This window comes from Providencia stuartii, from assembly GCF_029277985.1.
In the GTDB taxonomy this organism is placed as follows: Bacteria; Pseudomonadota; Gammaproteobacteria; order Enterobacterales; family Enterobacteriaceae; genus Providencia; species Providencia zhejiangensis.
Genome location: NZ_CP119546.1, coordinates 1039420 through 1054994 on the forward strand (window position 1 = coordinate 1039420; position 15575 = coordinate 1054994).

Genomic DNA, 15575 nt, shown 5'->3' on the forward strand with positions numbered 1-15575 from the left:
ATGAAATAAAAAACACTCGAAAGCGCTAGGCTTAAACGAGTGTTTTCTGTTCATACAATGACAAGGTTAGCGACGATAATTTTTTTGCGCTTTATTAACTTTGATTAGATAGTTACGCGATTCGGCTGCTGGGTGTTTTGTTGACAACGTTTCATAGACTTCACCAGGTTCCAATTGATTAATTTTTTGTGCAGCGGTCTTTTTATCGCTATGGAAGACTCTTAGTACGCTATCTGCACCGCCATTATAGGCCGTGATGACAGCATAACGGCGTGAGGTTGCATTTTGAATGTCGCCTAAATAACTGTTTTGTAAAATTGCCAAGTAAGCTGTACCGGTATCGATATTTTTTTCTGGATCGAAGAGGTAACTACGGCTTGGTACACCTGATTTACCTTGGGAACGGAAAACATCTTTTCCTGCCGTGTTTGGCATAATCTGCATTAGACCTAAGGCATCAGAACGGCTGACTGCATAGGGGTTAAAGCTCGATTCGATTTGCATAATGGCTAAAATAAGCGATTCATCGACACCATATTTAACCGAAGCCTTTTTGATAAATGGCAGGTATTTATGGGCACGTTTATCAAGGTGGTTAGGGACGAGTTGCATCGTGACAGACCAGACAACATTCATTCCTGACTGCCGGCGCTGCATTTTATTATTAATTAGATAATCAGCGTATTTAGTTGCACGCCATTCCCAGCGAATGGGTTCGCCAGTATTATCTAATACCTGACCAAATAAGAACGGCTCTTTACTGTGAGGAATATCGTTAATATCTGAGTATAGGTCAATGGAGTTTGGATCATCACCCATTAATAAGGTTGTGATGATGGCTTTTTTCAGATGTTCTGAAGGCTCTACGGCGGAAATGGTTTCAACTGTGATAGTCCCTTCATCAAAGTTTATGTGGCTCCGAGTACGATACTCATCTGTATATTTCACATAGTCTTTAGGACCGGCAATAAGAACTTCTTTGATCCCCCAAATATTTTCGATATTGTGGGCAAATTGCCCCATAAGAATATCGAACCCATTGGTGTCTTTCACATAGTTAGGATTAAAATCAGATTCTTTCTTGCTGGAGCAGGAGATGAGTAGAGGCACCAGCAGTGTTAGGGCTAACAGTTTTTTCATACATTCCACAGTATTCAAGCTAATGGTCTACCGAATAACAGGTAGACCGATTGATTATTTTTCAGGTGTATAGCCGTCGATATGGATATCGTGTCCTTCAAATAGGAACTTTATCATCTCTTGTTCCAGCATTTTACGATCATCAGGGTTCATCGTATTCAATTTTTTTTCGTTGATCAGCATGGTTTGTTTGGCCATCCATTGACCCCAAGCTTCTTTGGAAATTTCATTAAAAATACGTTTTCCTAGCTCACCCGGATATAGCTGAAAATCTTGTCCTTCAGCATCACGTTGTAAAAAAGTACAAAAAATTGTTCTACTCATTATTGTTTCCTCAGAATATCAGGCGGCACGGCAAGCTGTTGAAGTAAGCTTTCAACCGGCGCAGCTAGGCCGATTGTTGCACCGAGATTTAAGTTATACCAAAGTCCTTTGCCTTCATCCATGGCTGAAGTAAATGCCTGAATATTAACTTTAACAGGAATAATATCCAGATGAAAATGGCTGAAAGTGTGGCGAAACGCAATTAATTGTTCTGGAGTGTCATGTTTGATCCCCGTTTGCGCCAGCCATTCATGCATTTGTTGCTGTGTTTCGAATTGCGGGAAAGCAAATAAGCCTCCCCAGATACCTGACGGTGGACGTTGTTCCAACCAAACCTGTTCTCCGTGTTGCAGAATGAGGAACCAAGCCGTTTTTTCAGGAATTTTTTGTTTCGGTTTTTTACCCGGATAGTTTTGCCATGAATGGTTGGCGTATGCGACGCAGCCTAACTGTAGTGGGCATAATTCACATTTAGGCTTACTACGGGTACATACCATGGCGCCTAAATCCATCATGGCTTGGTTAAAGAATTGCACGCCTTCGTTGGGGGTGACTTTAGCGCTGATTTCCCATAGGCGATTTTCCACTTCTTTTTTTCCCGGCCATCCTTCAATAGCATAGCAACGAGCAAGTACTCGTTTAACATTACCATCAAGAATTGGGTAGTGCTGTTGTTGTGATAGCGACAAGATAGCGCCTGCTGTTGAACGGCCAACTCCGGGAAGAGCGACAACGTCATCAAATGAAGTTGGGAATTGACCATGAAAACGTTCAGCAATCACTTTTGCGGCTTTATGTAAATTTCGTGCACGAGCATAGTAACCAAGACCCGTCCAAAGGTGTAATACCTCATCGAGGGGGGCATTTGCGAGCGCGATGACATCAGGAAAACGGCTGATAAACTTTTCAAAATAGGGGATAACCGTACTTACTTGGGTTTGTTGCAGCATGACTTCGGAAAGCCAGACATGATAGGACGTCTTTTCTTTTTGCCATGGCAAAGTTTTACGTCCATATTTGTGATACCAGTTAAGCACGGCGAGCGAAAATTGTTGAGCTTCCATTGAGTATATTGTTTTTATCGGTAGTTCTATTAAAAGTCAGTGATGCTCAGGATTGCAACATAGACCGAACACACTGTAAACCGCTTATTGTGTGCTAGAGTGTAAAGTTATCCAATTTTCACCTGTAACTTTGGTGGAGTTTTGATAAACTCCCTGCTCTTTAATATATACTCGCTATGCTGCACGGATGTTGGACTTTGTTTGGCTACCTTGTTGAGCTAGCTTAGTGGTGTCGCTATCTGCGCACTTTGAGATATCGGTGTTAGCCTCTCAGTGGACTGAGGGAATTAGAGTATGCAATCTATTTTATTCGTTGTGCTACTGATACATGGAAGAGAGTAGACAGATACAGTCATGTTTCGCTTATTTACTTGATTAGGCAATTAATTCGTAGAATTTTTATATTATGATCAATAACGTCATCTCCCCAGAATATAATGAAGAAGGGCGGGTTATGCGCCGCGTTCGCAGCTTTGTTCGTCGCCAAGGGCGTTTGACGCAACGCCAAGAAGATGCGCTACAAAGTGAATGGGCGGCAATGGGTATCGATTTTGTCGCACAGCCTTTAGATCTTGCAACGGTTTTTAATAATCAAAACCCTGTTGTGTTAGAGATAGGTTTTGGGATGGGAGCCTCTTTGGTCACTATGGCTTCACAAAACCCTGAAAAAAACTTTCTTGGGATTGAAGTTCATGCGCCGGGGGTTGGAGCATGTCTTGCTTTAGCAAAAGAAGAGAATGTGACTAATTTGCGTGTGATGTGCCATGACGCAATTGAAGTTTTGGACCGTATGATCCCAGATGAGAGCTTATCGATGGTTCAGTTATTTTTCCCAGATCCATGGCACAAGGCGAAACATAATAAACGTCGTATCGTTCAGGGGCCTTTTGCTGATAAGATCCGCACAAAACTTGCTGTAGGTGGGGTTTTTCATATGGCAACGGATTGGGAGCCTTATGCAGAGCATATGTTGGAAGTGATGACTCATGCGCAAGGGTATAAAAACTTATCAGCATCTGGTGATTATGTTCCTCGTCCAGCAACACGACCAGAAACAAAATTTGAAAAGCGTGGCCAGCGATTAGGGCACGGTGTATGGGATTTAATGTTTGAGAGGACAAAATAATGGCTAAGCAACAACGTAGTCGTCGTTTACGCAAAAAATTACGTATTGATGAATTCCAAGAGTTAGGGTTTATCGTAAAATGGAGTTTTGAAGAAGGCACTCCAATTGAAGAAGTAGATCGTGCTGTTGATGCACTGATTGCGGAAGCGATTGAACCGAATGGCTTAGCATTCGAAGCGAGTGGCTATATGAGCTGGGAAGGTATTGTTTGCTTGCAAAAAATTGGTAAGTGTACCGAAGAACACCGTGCAATCGTGGAAAATTGGCTGAAATCAAAAGGCATGAAAGATATCGTTGTGTCTGAACTATTTGATGTTTGGTGGGAATAAGTTCTTAACTAGGTAATCAATTTATTTGGTTTCCTCGTTTTACGAACTCTAACGGTTGTTACGACCAAAGGCATCCTTAATGGATGCCTTTGTTTTCTGGAGTAAAGCGCAGTGAGTCGTCTGTTTTCTAATCAATTATTGAATGATATTTTAGATCAAGTGCGACCATTGATTGGTCAAGGTGCAGTTGCCGATTACATTCCTGCATTAGCGAAAGTCTCTCCTCATCAATTGGGGATTGCGGTGCACACCGCAGAAGGTGAGACTTTTATGGCAGGAGATGCTCAAACTCGTTTTTCGATCCAATCGATTTCCAAAGTGCTTAGTTTGACTTTGGCGATGACGCGCTATGAAGAAGATGAAATTTGGAGTCGAGTTGGGAAAGAGCCCTCGGGTTTACCTTTCAATTCCTTGATCCAAATCGAAATGGAAAAAGGTATTCCGCGTAACCCGTTTATTAATGCAGGGGCTATCGTGATTACGGATATGTTGCAATCACGGCTAAGTGCACCGAAACAACGTATGCTGGAGTTTGTCAGAAAACTGGCTTGCGAACCAGATATTAGCTATGACCTTGAGGTTGCGCGTTCAGAACTTGAGCATGCAAGCCGAAATGCCGCAATTGCTTTTTTAATGAAATCCTTTGGTAATTTTGAGAATAATGTCCTTACAGTTCTCGAAACTTACTTTCATTATTGTTCTCTCAGTATGAACTGTGTAGAGCTAGCGCGCTGTTTCTCTTATTTGACTGCGCAAGGGGTTTCAGCTTGCTCGGTTGACCCGATTATTACGCCATTACAATCACGGCAAATTAATGCGTTAATGATGACTTGTGGTATGTATGATGGCTCTGGTGAGTTTGCTTTTCGTATTGGCATGCCAGGAAAATCCGGTGTTGGCGGTGGGATCGTCTGCATTGTACCGAATCAGTTCTCTGTGGCGGTATGGGCGCCCGAGCTAGATTCCGCAGGGAACTCGCTGGTGGGGTGTGCAGCGTTAGAATTATTATCAAAACGAATTGGTCGTTCAGTGTTCTAGTTATCACCAAAGATAAAACGATCGAATAGGAGTTACTATGTTACGCCGTACTTTAATTGCATTCTCATTATTGGCTTGTGCAACCAGTCAGGCCGCTGACTACAAATGTTCAGTGACACCTAAGGATGATATCTTTATGACTCCTGAAAATGTGCAAGTTATCGGACGCAGTGGTGATTTGAAAATCACTCCAAATGGTGATGTGACCCTTAATGGTCAAAGCATTACGTTGACTGAACAGCAAAGGCAGCAGGCTATTCGTTACCAAACGGCTGTTCGCAATGATCTTCCATGGATTAAACAGGAAACCCAGCAGAAACTGTCTGTATCAAAAAATACGCTCGATAAAGTGGTCATACGCGTTATCGGAGAAGATAGTAATGTACGTAAGCGCCTCTCAAAATTAGAAAATGACCTTAATGGGCAGATCAACCAAGTGATCGAAACTCGCCCAAATGGCTATGCTTTTCACCATGACGCAATAAATAAAGTTGAAACTCAAGGGCGTCAATTAGTGAATGATAGCTTAGGGGGAATATTACAAGACAGTATTAATGAAATGGGGCGTAAACAGCTACTCTCAGGTGGAGATAGCAGTAAGGCCTTACAAGGACTGCTTGGAAACCTAGGTGGCTTGCAGCAAGACTTAGAAGCAGAATGGAAAAAGCAAGAGAATAGTTTCCAACAATTTGGCCAGCAAGTTTGCGGCAAAGTGACATCGTTGGAACAACAACGAATTGCCTTGATGAATGCGCTTAAGTAAAAACGGAATAGGCGTTTTTTAAGTCATATTAAATTGTTAGGTAGCCGTGTTTTTTATCGCATTGCTGCCTTCTATTATCTTTATTGCAAAAATGTGATGTTTTTATCAATAATAATAATCAAAATGAAATTGATTCTTATTTAATTGACTTATTAACAACTCACTCTAGAATGCGAGTTTGGTTTAGCGACTTAACTGGTATTGTTTATATGAAAAAATTCATTCCTGCTGTACTTGTTTCCTTACTTTCTTTTTCCGCGCCGTATGCACTGAGTGCAGAATCGACAGTTTTTACGCCAAATGCCGTCATTGCACAAGGCACTGAAAAAGTGAATATCAAACATGTGTCTGGAGAAACTGAAGTGAATAAAGCGCCACAGAAAGTGGTTTTATTCGATTTCGGTATCTATGATTCCATGCAAAAGCTAGGATTAGGCGATAAAGTGGTGGCTTTGCCGACAGGGAATGCACCTGAATATGTGAAAGGCAGTATTCCAACAACGATGCAAAATGCAGGTGGGATGAAGCAGCCTGACTTGGATAAAATTGCTGAATTGAAGCCTGATCTTATCGTGATTACAGGCCGTCAAGGCAAATCTTATGAAGCGTTATCGAAGATTGCACCAACAGTTAATTTAGGGACAGATAGCAAGCATTATATTGATTCAGTTAAAGCAAATATCAATCTAATTGGTGAGCTTTATGGCAATCAAAAAGCGGTAGAAGAACAGTTGGCACAACTGGATAAGTCGATTGCTGCTGCACAAGAAAAAGCGAAACAATCGAAATCTAACGTGTTAGTACTGCTACACAATGATGGCAAGTTAATCCCGAATAATCAAAGTGTTGTTTATGATGTTGTGAAAGCACAACGTGTTGAGCTTCCTGCTCCTGCTGAGGTTGATAAAGCTAAGCGCCGCGTTGTTGATACCAAAACGATAGCACAAGCAAATCCTGATGTGATTTTAATTGTGGATCGTAGCGAAGCAATTGGGGCCGGTAAGCTGGATAAAACGGTTTTTGAAGATCAAAACATTCAAGAAACGAAAGCATATAAAAATGGTAAGATCACCTACCTTAAATCGGATCTGTGGTATTTATCCGGTGGGGGCTTAGTGAGTTTGACCGAACAAGTCAACGAAGTTGCCAAGGCATTATAAGGATAGAAACCCACGACATGCGTGGGTTTTTTTATATTGGCTGAAAGGGGTTATTCTTCACTAAGAAAAAGTTCTAATAATGAATTTAGAAATAATTTACCGTGTTCGGTCATCTGCCACTCATGCTCAGTTTCGGTGATATAACCTTTAGCAATCGCTTCATCAATTGAGCTTCTTACTACAGATTCAGCTAATCCAGTATACTCACTAAATTCACATCTAGGCATCGCTTCTAATAACCGAAAGCGGTTCATAAAGTATTCAAACGGCCTCTCTTGGTTAGCAACGTCATAGGATTTTTGTAAATAACGTCCTTCCATATAGCCGCGAGGGTGCTTGGTTTTGATCGTGCGCAAGATACGCCCATCTGAGAATGAAACCTTACCATGAGCACCACAGCCGATACCAAGGTAATCACCAAACCGCCAATAATTAAGGTTATGTTCACATTGAAAACCAGGCTTAGCATAAGCTGAAGTTTCATATTGTTCATAGCCGGCGGCGATTAATAATTTATGACCTTCTGAGTAAATATCCCACAAGGTATCATCATCCGGTAGCGTTGGGGGACGAGAACCAAACTGTGTATTGGGTTCGATAGTCAATTGATACCAAGATAGATGAGGTGGCGCTAATTCAATCGCTTGGCGTAAATCCGATAACCCTTCATCTCGGGTTTGTGAAGGTAACCCATGCATTAAATCTAAGTTAAAACTACGTAGATTGAGTTGGGTTGCGAGCTTAGCTGCCCGCTTAGCTTCTTCGGCACCATGGATCCGTCCTAGTGTGATTAGTTTATCGTTACCAAAGCTTTGTACGCCTATTGAGATTCGGTTGATACCGGCTTTTTGATAACCTGAAAAACGATCCGCCTCTACGGTTCCGGGATTGGCCTCCATCGTGACTTCAGCATCTGGAGAAAGGTTAACGCGTTGTCGTACACCGTCCATGAGTGATTGCATTGACTCGGCACTTAAGAGACTCGGGGTGCCACCACCAATAAAAATAGTTTTGATGGTGCGATCACCGATTAATTTGGCGTCATTTTCTAAATCATGTAATAGGTGCTCAACATACTCTTGTTGGGGGATCTCCCCCTTCAGAGTATGTGAGTTAAAATCACAATATGGGCACTTTTGTACACACCAAGGAATATGGATATACAGACTAAGAGGGGGGAGCTTAAGCATTTTTGAGTGCATCCAATAGCATTGCTAACGCTTTACCTCGGTGTGAAACAGCTTGTTTTTCAGCTTTAGTGAGTTCGGCTGAAGTACAATTCAGTTCGGGAACATAAAAAATAGGGTCATAGCCAAAACCCCCTTGTCCACAAGGCTTATGGGTAATCACTCCTTGCCAGCGACCATGAAACACCAGTGGCGTTGGGTCTTCTGCATGGCGTAGATACACTAACACACAATTAAATTGTGCCTGACGTTGGCCATCAGGCACTGATTTCATGGCATCCAGTAATTTATGCAGGTTTTGTTCATCACTGGCATCTTCTCCAGCATAGCGTGCGGAGTAGATGCCAGGTGCACCACCGAGGGCATCTACTGAGATACCTGAATCATCAGCAATCGCTGGAAGCCCTGTGTGTTTAGATGCATGACGAGCTTTTAAGAGCGCATTTTCAATGAATGTTAGCCCTGTTTCCTCAACAGACTCTACACCGAGTGAAGTTTGGGCAACAATATCCATACCAAAATCACGTAGTAGGTCTGCAAGTTCATTCACTTTTCCCGGATTGCCGGTTGCTAAAACAACTTTTTGCATTATTAATGACTCTTTATTACATCACACCGATAGAGTAGAGAATACCCGTCAATGTTGGGTCAATCATGAGTGACACATCTAAACGCAGATAATTTAGAGCAATCAAGATAAACATCACAATCATTGCAGAGAAATCTAACCCACCCATTGCAGGGATGATACGACGGATTGGCGCCATTAAAGGCTCTGTTAATTGGTACAGTAGGTAATCAACAGAGTTGCGGCCTTGGCTCACCCAGCTCATGATGGCTCTGATTAAAATCATCCAAAAGATCAGTTTACCTGCATAGGTTAATAACAAAATAATACCAATAGGAATGACGGTGATCCCGAGAATTGGCAATGTGTTTGTGAGTGATAAACTGACAACGATGCTCACTAGCGCTAAGATAAATGCAACCACAACAGATGCGGTATCGATAGGGCCAATAGCAGGAATAAGACGACGCAATGGTATAACAATAGGCTTAGTTATCTTTGCCACAAACTGTGAGAACGGGTTGTAATAATCGGCTCGTACCCACTGCATCCATACACGTAGCAGCAGAACAAAAATATAAAGTTGAATAAGAGTTGTTACGACAAAAAGTAAGGTCTGCATGTCTCGTCCCACTGTTAATTAAAAAAGTTTTTCCATTTCTTCTGCTCGTGAGATAGCACTCTGCATGGCTTTTGCTACCGTTTGCGGAAGACCTTGATCATAAAATTGAGCCAATGCCATTGCGGTTGTTCCCCCTTTCGAGGTGACTTGCTCACGCAAAGTGGCAAAGGCGGTATCATTCTGTGATTTGGCGAGTGCAATCGCACCTTCAGCGGCATCTAAAACTAATTGGCGTGCTTGTTCTGCACTATAACCGAGCTTTTCAGCCTCTTGCTGCATAGATTCCATAAACAGGAAAAAGTAGGCTGGTGAGCTACCTGTGATTGCAATAATACGGTTAATTTCTTGCTCTTGTTCACACCAAATCGTTGAGCCAACACTCTGCATCAACTGTTCTGCGAATTGTTTGTCTTCTGCGTTAATATGACTTTCAGTAAACAAACCACTCACACCTTTACCAACCAGTGACGGTGTATTTGGCATAATGCGCACTAATTGTAATGGCTGAGCTAAATAATCAGAGTAACGATGGGCAGGGATCCCCGCGGCAATGGTCAGTACCAGCTTCTGGCTAAAATCAACCTCTTTTTGTAACGGTTGGCAGACCTCTTCCATCATTTGTGGTTTGACTGCGAGTACCACCACATCGGCTTGTTGTACTGCTGACAAATTATCACTATGACTAATAACACCATATTGTTCGGCAATCTTATCGCGGCGAGTCGGTGTTGGTGAGCAGACGGTGATCATCGAGGCTGGATAGCCATGGTTAACCAGTCCCGCAATAATAGCGTGGGCCATGTTTCCGGCCCCAATAAAGGCAATTTTGCGATGTTGCATGCTGTTCTCCTTATACATTGTGATAGTCACGGGCACCAAAAATCGCTGTTCCGATTCGAACAAGGGTTGAACCACAATGGATAGCGGCGGTCATATCATCAGTCATTCCCATCGACAAAGTATCAACGCTAGGGTAGTGAATTTGTAATTGTTTATAGGCTTGCTCCATTTTGCGAAAGGCTTCGCATTGGCGTTGATAGTCGGTTTCGGGAGCTGGAATTGTCATCAAACCACGAAAAACTAAATTTGGCATTTGGCTAACTTGCTTCGCCAGATCAGCCAATTGCTCTAATTTTATGCCTGATTTGCTATTTTCATCACTGATATTAATTTGGATTAATACATTTAATGGTGCTTTAGTGCTTGGTCGTTGATCATTAAGACGCTGGGCGATTTTCTGCCGATCTAAGGTATGGAACCAGTCAAAATGTTCAGCAACGAGGCGGCTCTTATTGGATTGTAATGGGCCGATAAAGTGCCACACAAGATCTTGCCTATCCGCAAAAAATTGTATTTTCTCAACACCTTCTTGAACATAATTTTCACCGAACTGACGCTGTCCAGCCTCAATTGCCGCCAAAATGGCGTCACAAGGCTTGGTTTTACTGACAGCAAGCAGTGTTATGTCTTGTGAAGAGCGATGGCATTCAGCAGCCGCTCGTTCAATGCGAGCTTTTACATCAGAGATATTACTTTGAATGGTCATTATTCTGTTCAATTACATTAGGTGGATAATCATAATCCCCATAGTGTAAAGCATATTGCTCGATAACGGCACCTTTGCGTGTATAGATTGAAAAAAATTACATTTCGAAAGAAAACGGTCATCTTAAAGGTGCTGTTCAAACCAACTTTCTAAGATAACAACTGCGGAAGCGGAATCCACTTTACCTTTACTCAGTGCTCGGTAGCCACCGCGCTCAAAGAGTTCCGCTTTTGCCGCAACGGTAGAAAGGCGTTCGTCATGCAATTCGACTTTGACGCCAAAGCGGCCATGAATACGATTGGCAAAGTTACGTGCTTGGCTGGTGACCAGTTGCTCGGTACCATCCATATTTAAAGGCAGGCCAACAATCACCAATTGGGGTTGCCATTCTTTCAATAGTTTTTCTATTTGTTGCCAATCAGGGCGTCCATCATTGGCTTTTAGTGAGGCGAGCGAACGAGCTGTTCCTGTAATTTCTTGCCCTACGGCGACACCGATACTTTTAGTACCAAAATCAAAGGCGATAAGTGTTCTGCTCGACATTATGCGTGTCCTGCTTGCATAGAAATAGTATGAATGTTAATCCCTAGCAGATTTGCCGCTGCCTGCCAGCGATCTTTGATGGGGGTATCAAACACTAATTCAGGGATAGCCTCAACCGTTAGCCAACTATTTTCCATGATTTCACTTTCCAGTTGGCCTGGCTCCCAACTGGCATAACCCAGTGCGACGAGTGATTGCATTGGATGCTGATCATTACCTAGCGTTTCTAAAATATCTTTGGACGTTGTCACCATCATATTGTCATTGAGGTGCAAACTTGAAGCAAAGCCTTTAATTGGTGTATGAAGAATAAAACCATGTTCTTCCGCGACAGGGCCACCAGCAATCACCGGTTTTGCTAGGTTGCTCGCATTAGTACTCGTTGAAATGGTGATTTCTAATTTTTCGAGCATAGCGCTGACGGAAAAATCATCAATTGGTTTATTAATGACAATTCCCATCGCACCCTTTTCATTGTGCTCGCACACATAAACAACGGATTGCTCAAAATAAGGGTCGGTGAGTGTTGGCATTGCTATCAAAAAATGGTTCTGTAAGTTCATAACTATTTGGCTTATAACCTCTTTTAGTCGATATTTTGAAGAAAAGACCTATTGTAGGTCTTTTCTTATAAGTAGAGTGCTACTTTTTGATATCACGCTCAATTGCGTCCATCAACATACCTGTAATCGATATATTGTAAGCGGCTTCAATTTCGCGCGCACAGGTTGGGCTGGTGACGTTAATTTCAGTCAGTCTGTCACCAATAATATCCAAACCAACAAAGTATAAGCCTTTTGCTTTCAATGTTGGTGCAACAGCACGGGCGATTGCCCAATCACTTTCACTTAATGGGCGTGCTTCACCTCGGCCACCAGCCGCTAAGTTTCCTCGTGTTTCCCCTTGTGCGGGAATACGGGCGAGACAGTAAGGTACTGGTTCTCCATCAACGACGAGTACGCGTTTATCGCCATCTTTAATCGCGGGAAGATAGTTCTGAGCCATGCAATAACGTGTCGCATGTTCGGTGAGCGTTTCAATAATCACGCCAACGTTAGGATCATCTTGTTTCAAGCGGAAAATAGAAGCTCCACCCATACCATCAAGAGGCTTGAAGATGACATCGCCGTGTTTTTGATGGAATTCGCGTAATTGTTTAGCATTACGAGTCACAAGCGTGTCAGGCGTTAACTCTGGGAACCACGCAGTAAACAGCTTTTCATTACAGTCACGTAAGCTTTGTGGCTTATTGACGATCAGTGCACCAGCCTGTTCTGCTCTTTCAAGAATATAGGTGGCGTAGATGAACTCTGTGTCGAAAGGTGGATCCTTACGCATGAGAATGGCGTCTAGATCACCAAGCGCAATATCTTGCTCAGATGTAAACTGATACCAATTATTTGGGTTTTCTTCGACCGTGACCGTTTTTGTTGTTGCGCGCGCTTCACCTTGATACAGATAGAGGTCGTTCATCTCCATATAATGGATTTCATAACCACGACGTTGAGCTTCCAGCATCATAGCAAAACTAGTATCTTTTTTGATTTTAATGGATGAAATTGGATCCATTACTATACCGAGCTTGATCATTTTTTCTCCTTAACCTAGATCACCTAGGCGCACTTGCAGTGCAGTGATTGCAGTGAGCGCAGTCGTTTCAGTTCTTAATACCCTTGGCCCAAGTAAAATATCAGTAAATTGATAATTTGCTGTCATGGCGATTTCGTCTTCACTCAGCCCACCTTCAGGGCCGATTAACAGTCGAACTTTATTTAATTCGGCCGGTAATGTATTGATGCTTTGTGTTGCTCTTGGGTGCAAATTCACTTTAAACGCCCCATCATTTTCAGCGCACCATGTCTCAAGTGACTGAATAGGCCGAATTTCTGGTATACGGTTGCGGCCACATTGCTCACAGGCGGCAATAGCAATTTTTTGCCATTGTTGTAATTTTTTTTCAAATCTTTCCGCATCAAGTCGAACACCGCAACGTTCAGATAATAAAGGCGTGATTGTATTAACACCCAGTTCTACTGATTTTTGAATCGTAAATTCCATTTTTTCTCCGCGAGAGATCACTTGCCCAAGGTGTAAATCCAATGGAGACTCTCTGTCATCAAGATGACCGCTGATGACATCGACGGAGACTTTCTTTTTTGTGGCTTCTACTATTTCAGCGCAAAATACCTGATTACTGCCATCAAACAGTTCCAGTTTTTGGCCAGCGGTCATACGAAGTACGCGCCCGACATGATTGGCTGCATCATCGCCAAGAGCGATTGTTGTGTTAATGTGTAGTGGCTCTGGGTGATAAATGCGTGGGATGCGCATAAGGTTTCCTTAAAAATACAAGGTTAAAATACCGATAACAAAGTGAAAATATGGGGGGGAAATCCCCAAAAACAAGGTTAGTGTCTTAGTTTATCGTGATCTCATAAATTTTTGTAGTCTGGTTTGAGTTGTATTTGTTGAGTGAATAGCCGTCAACTATGCAAAGCTATGTAGAATTATAATGGATAAAGCGAGCATTTTTGTCGGAATAATAGTGTAGGGGGAACCATAAAGTTACGGTATATTCATCTATGACTCCATAAGGGAATAAGGAGAACATGTGATATTACTTGTTGAAAGGCTCTACCAAAAAATTATCCATAATTTATCTATATTATCGTTTGGTTATATTGATAGTGTTATGGCACCTATTTTTTCATTTTTTACCGTATGTCGAAATTATTTTTGTCCCATAAGAACAGGTGTCGGTGTTGAAGGTTATTTTTTATTAAATACATGTGGTTATAAACTTTTACTCTTGCTTTTTATCCTTGTTTTATCAGTAAAAATCACACGATGGATTCTAAAGAATATACCTGTTAAGTATTTTAATGAGAATGAAATTAATATTAGTAGTAAATGGTTGTATTTAGTCTATTTACATTTGGTTGTGAGTGTTTTTTTATTTAATCATGAAGTGATTTTAATTATTTTATTGAGTGTTTTTTATAATTTAATTGTTAGTTTGTTTATTATTGATATTAAAATAGGTTATTTACCGGATGTGTTAACTTATCCCTTACTATGGATAGGCTTGCTGTATCAAACATGTGCTTCTCAAGGCAATGTCGTTTCAGCAATTTATGCCGTGGTGGTCAGTTACCTCTCTATTATGTTGATAACCACTATGGTGGAAAAAATTCGGCAATCCCCACAAATGGGGAGAGGCGATTTTAAGCTTATAGCCGCTTGCGCTGCATGGTTGGGCCTTATGGATTTACCTAAGTTTTTTGCTTTGGCAGCGGGCCTTGGTTGTGCTTATTATGGGGGTGTTTATCTCTTTTATCGGCATAAAACAATCACCCATATTCCATTTGGCCCTGCAATTATTATCAGCGCAAATTATTGGTTATTTTTTCTGTTGATAAACTCATGACTCATCGATGCTACAAATGAGTGACTTATCATTGATTTTCAGCCACTAAAGAATCTAAAAAATGCTGCCATTTTTTCGGCTCACCTAAGTAGTTCTGTAGTGGAATGCGTAGCCATTTATCCGATTGTTTTATGAGTAAAGTAGGGAACCCTGACGAGTTTGATTGTGTCAGTAATTGGCGGCTATGCTGAATGTGACAATGCAGCTTTTCACCTGTGAATTGTGCATAGTCTGAAAGATATTGTGTGGTATCTAACCCAATTTCCCGTGCGATTTCTGATAATATTTTAGGGTCGCTGATATGGCGCCCAGAAATATAATGCGCTTGCTGTACGGCTTGCAACATAGCAAGTGCTTGATGCTGTTTTTCGGCCGCCAGTATTGCTAACAACGGAGGGGCTGAGTCAAGTATGAGGTCAGGCTCATGCAACATGGCTAAATAACCCTCACCAAAAGTTTGCCCTGTCATGGCTGCAATACGTTTATCGGACTGGATGATATGTTCACGAAATTGGCTATCCATCTGTAGGCGTGAAGTGCCAGCGAGCATACCTCCACCATGTAGTGCTAAAGCAATATCAGGATGGGTATTGGCAATTTGGATAAGTGGTGAAGCACCATAGCACCAGCCACACAGGGGGTCATAAATATAATGTAAAGTGATTTTATTCATCGGTCATCCTTAGGTTTTGTTTGGTTTGATTGGTCTATTTTTATGGGAATAGACCAATCAAAATG

At 41.9% G+C, this 15575-nt stretch carries 19 protein-coding genes; 6 read left to right on the forward strand and 13 right to left on the reverse strand.

All coding sequences use genetic code 11. The features are described 5' to 3' along the window. Positions 1-66: 66 nt before the first annotated feature. The 3 genes from mltC to mutY are packed head-to-tail and all read right to left on the reverse strand — an operon-like array spanning position 67 to position 2528. Entirely contained in the window at positions 67-1140 is a 1074-nt protein-coding gene (gene mltC / locus P2E05_RS04395; protein ID WP_276123023.1) for a membrane-bound lytic murein transglycosylase MltC, read from the reverse strand. A 54-nt stretch (positions 1141-1194) separates the two neighbouring features. Continuing rightward, positions 1195-1464, reverse strand: a complete 270-nt coding sequence (locus tag P2E05_RS04400) for an oxidative damage protection protein (protein ID WP_154624074.1) — start codon at positions 1462-1464, stop codon at positions 1195-1197. After that, positions 1464-2528, reverse strand: a complete 1065-nt coding sequence (gene mutY, locus P2E05_RS04405) for an A/G-specific adenine glycosylase (protein ID WP_272657996.1) — start codon at positions 2526-2528, stop codon at positions 1464-1466. Before mutY ends, P2E05_RS04400 begins: the two co-directional genes overlap by 1 nt. Before the next feature lie 406 nt (positions 2529-2934). On the opposite strand from mutY, the gene trmB reads away from it, so the two are divergent. From trmB to P2E05_RS04430, 5 genes are all read left to right on the forward strand, one after another. Then, on the forward strand, positions 2935-3654 hold the full coding sequence (trmB, locus tag P2E05_RS04410) for a tRNA (guanosine(46)-N7)-methyltransferase TrmB (RefSeq protein WP_272657997.1): 720 nt from the start codon (positions 2935-2937) through the stop codon (positions 3652-3654). Then, positions 3654-3983, forward strand: a complete 330-nt coding sequence (locus P2E05_RS04415) for a YggL family protein (protein ID WP_163860759.1) — start codon at positions 3654-3656, stop codon at positions 3981-3983. Before trmB ends, P2E05_RS04415 begins: the two co-directional genes overlap by 1 nt. Positions 3984-4094: 111 nt before the next feature. Then, on the forward strand, positions 4095-5021 hold the full coding sequence (gene glsB / locus P2E05_RS04420) for a glutaminase B (RefSeq protein ID WP_196713847.1): 927 nt from the start codon (positions 4095-4097) through the stop codon (positions 5019-5021). 37 nt (positions 5022-5058) lie between these two features. After that, complete coding sequence (locus tag P2E05_RS04425) at positions 5059-5784, forward strand: DUF2884 family protein (RefSeq protein ID WP_154624078.1); 726 nt, start codon at positions 5059-5061, stop codon at positions 5782-5784. A gap of 209 nt (positions 5785-5993) precedes the next feature. Then, on the forward strand, positions 5994-6944 hold the full coding sequence (locus P2E05_RS04430) for a siderophore ABC transporter substrate-binding protein (protein ID WP_272657998.1): 951 nt from the start codon (positions 5994-5996) through the stop codon (positions 6942-6944). Positions 6945-6994: 50 nt separating this feature from the next. Here P2E05_RS04430 and hemW read toward each other — a convergent pair whose 3' ends face one another. The 9 genes from hemW to rsmE form a co-directional block, all read right to left on the reverse strand. Further along, on the reverse strand, positions 6995-8134 hold the full coding sequence (gene hemW / locus P2E05_RS04435) for a radical SAM family heme chaperone HemW (RefSeq protein ID WP_154624080.1): 1140 nt from the start codon (positions 8132-8134) through the stop codon (positions 6995-6997). Beyond that, on the reverse strand, positions 8127-8720 hold the full coding sequence (locus tag P2E05_RS04440) for an XTP/dITP diphosphatase (RefSeq protein WP_154624081.1): 594 nt from the start codon (positions 8718-8720) through the stop codon (positions 8127-8129). Before P2E05_RS04440 ends, hemW begins: the two co-directional genes overlap by 8 nt. Before the next feature lie 16 nt (positions 8721-8736). Then, positions 8737-9321 (reverse strand): YggT family protein, encoded by a 585-nt coding sequence (locus P2E05_RS04445; RefSeq protein ID WP_154624082.1) that lies wholly within the window; start codon positions 9319-9321, stop codon positions 8737-8739. A gap of 18 nt (positions 9322-9339) precedes the next feature. Next, complete coding sequence (proC, locus tag P2E05_RS04450) at positions 9340-10161, reverse strand: pyrroline-5-carboxylate reductase (RefSeq protein ID WP_154624083.1); 822 nt, start codon at positions 10159-10161, stop codon at positions 9340-9342. Between the two features lie 10 nt (positions 10162-10171). Then, a complete protein-coding gene (locus P2E05_RS04455; protein WP_154624084.1) occupies positions 10172-10867 on the reverse strand; it encodes a YggS family pyridoxal phosphate-dependent enzyme in 696 nt (231 codons plus the stop codon). Between the two features lie 123 nt (positions 10868-10990). Further along, on the reverse strand, positions 10991-11410 hold the full coding sequence (ruvX, locus tag P2E05_RS04460; RefSeq protein ID WP_272657999.1) for a Holliday junction resolvase RuvX: 420 nt from the start codon (positions 11408-11410) through the stop codon (positions 10991-10993). Next, positions 11410-11973: a YqgE/AlgH family protein gene (locus P2E05_RS04465; protein ID WP_154624086.1), complete on the reverse strand. Its 564-nt coding sequence runs from the start codon at positions 11971-11973 to the stop codon at positions 11410-11412. Before P2E05_RS04465 ends, ruvX begins: the two co-directional genes overlap by 1 nt. Positions 11974-12052: 79 nt before the next feature. Further along, positions 12053-13000, reverse strand: a complete 948-nt coding sequence (gene gshB / locus P2E05_RS04470) for a glutathione synthase (RefSeq protein ID WP_154624087.1) — start codon at positions 12998-13000, stop codon at positions 12053-12055. Positions 13001-13009: 9 nt separating this feature from the next. Then, the gene (rsmE, locus tag P2E05_RS04475) at positions 13010-13741 is read right to left on the reverse strand and encodes a 16S rRNA (uracil(1498)-N(3))-methyltransferase (protein WP_154624088.1); all 732 of its coding nucleotides are present in this window, start codon (positions 13739-13741) and stop codon (positions 13010-13012) included. A 280-nt stretch (positions 13742-14021) separates the two neighbouring features. On the opposite strand from rsmE, the gene P2E05_RS04480 reads away from it, so the two are divergent. Next, complete coding sequence (locus P2E05_RS04480) at positions 14022-14837, forward strand: prepilin peptidase (protein ID WP_276123024.1); 816 nt, start codon at positions 14022-14024, stop codon at positions 14835-14837. 28 nt (positions 14838-14865) lie between these two features. Here P2E05_RS04480 and P2E05_RS04485 read toward each other — a convergent pair whose 3' ends face one another. Beyond that, on the reverse strand, positions 14866-15510 hold the full coding sequence (locus tag P2E05_RS04485) for a DsbA family protein (RefSeq protein ID WP_154623972.1): 645 nt from the start codon (positions 15508-15510) through the stop codon (positions 14866-14868). Positions 15511-15575: the final 65 nt, after the last annotated feature.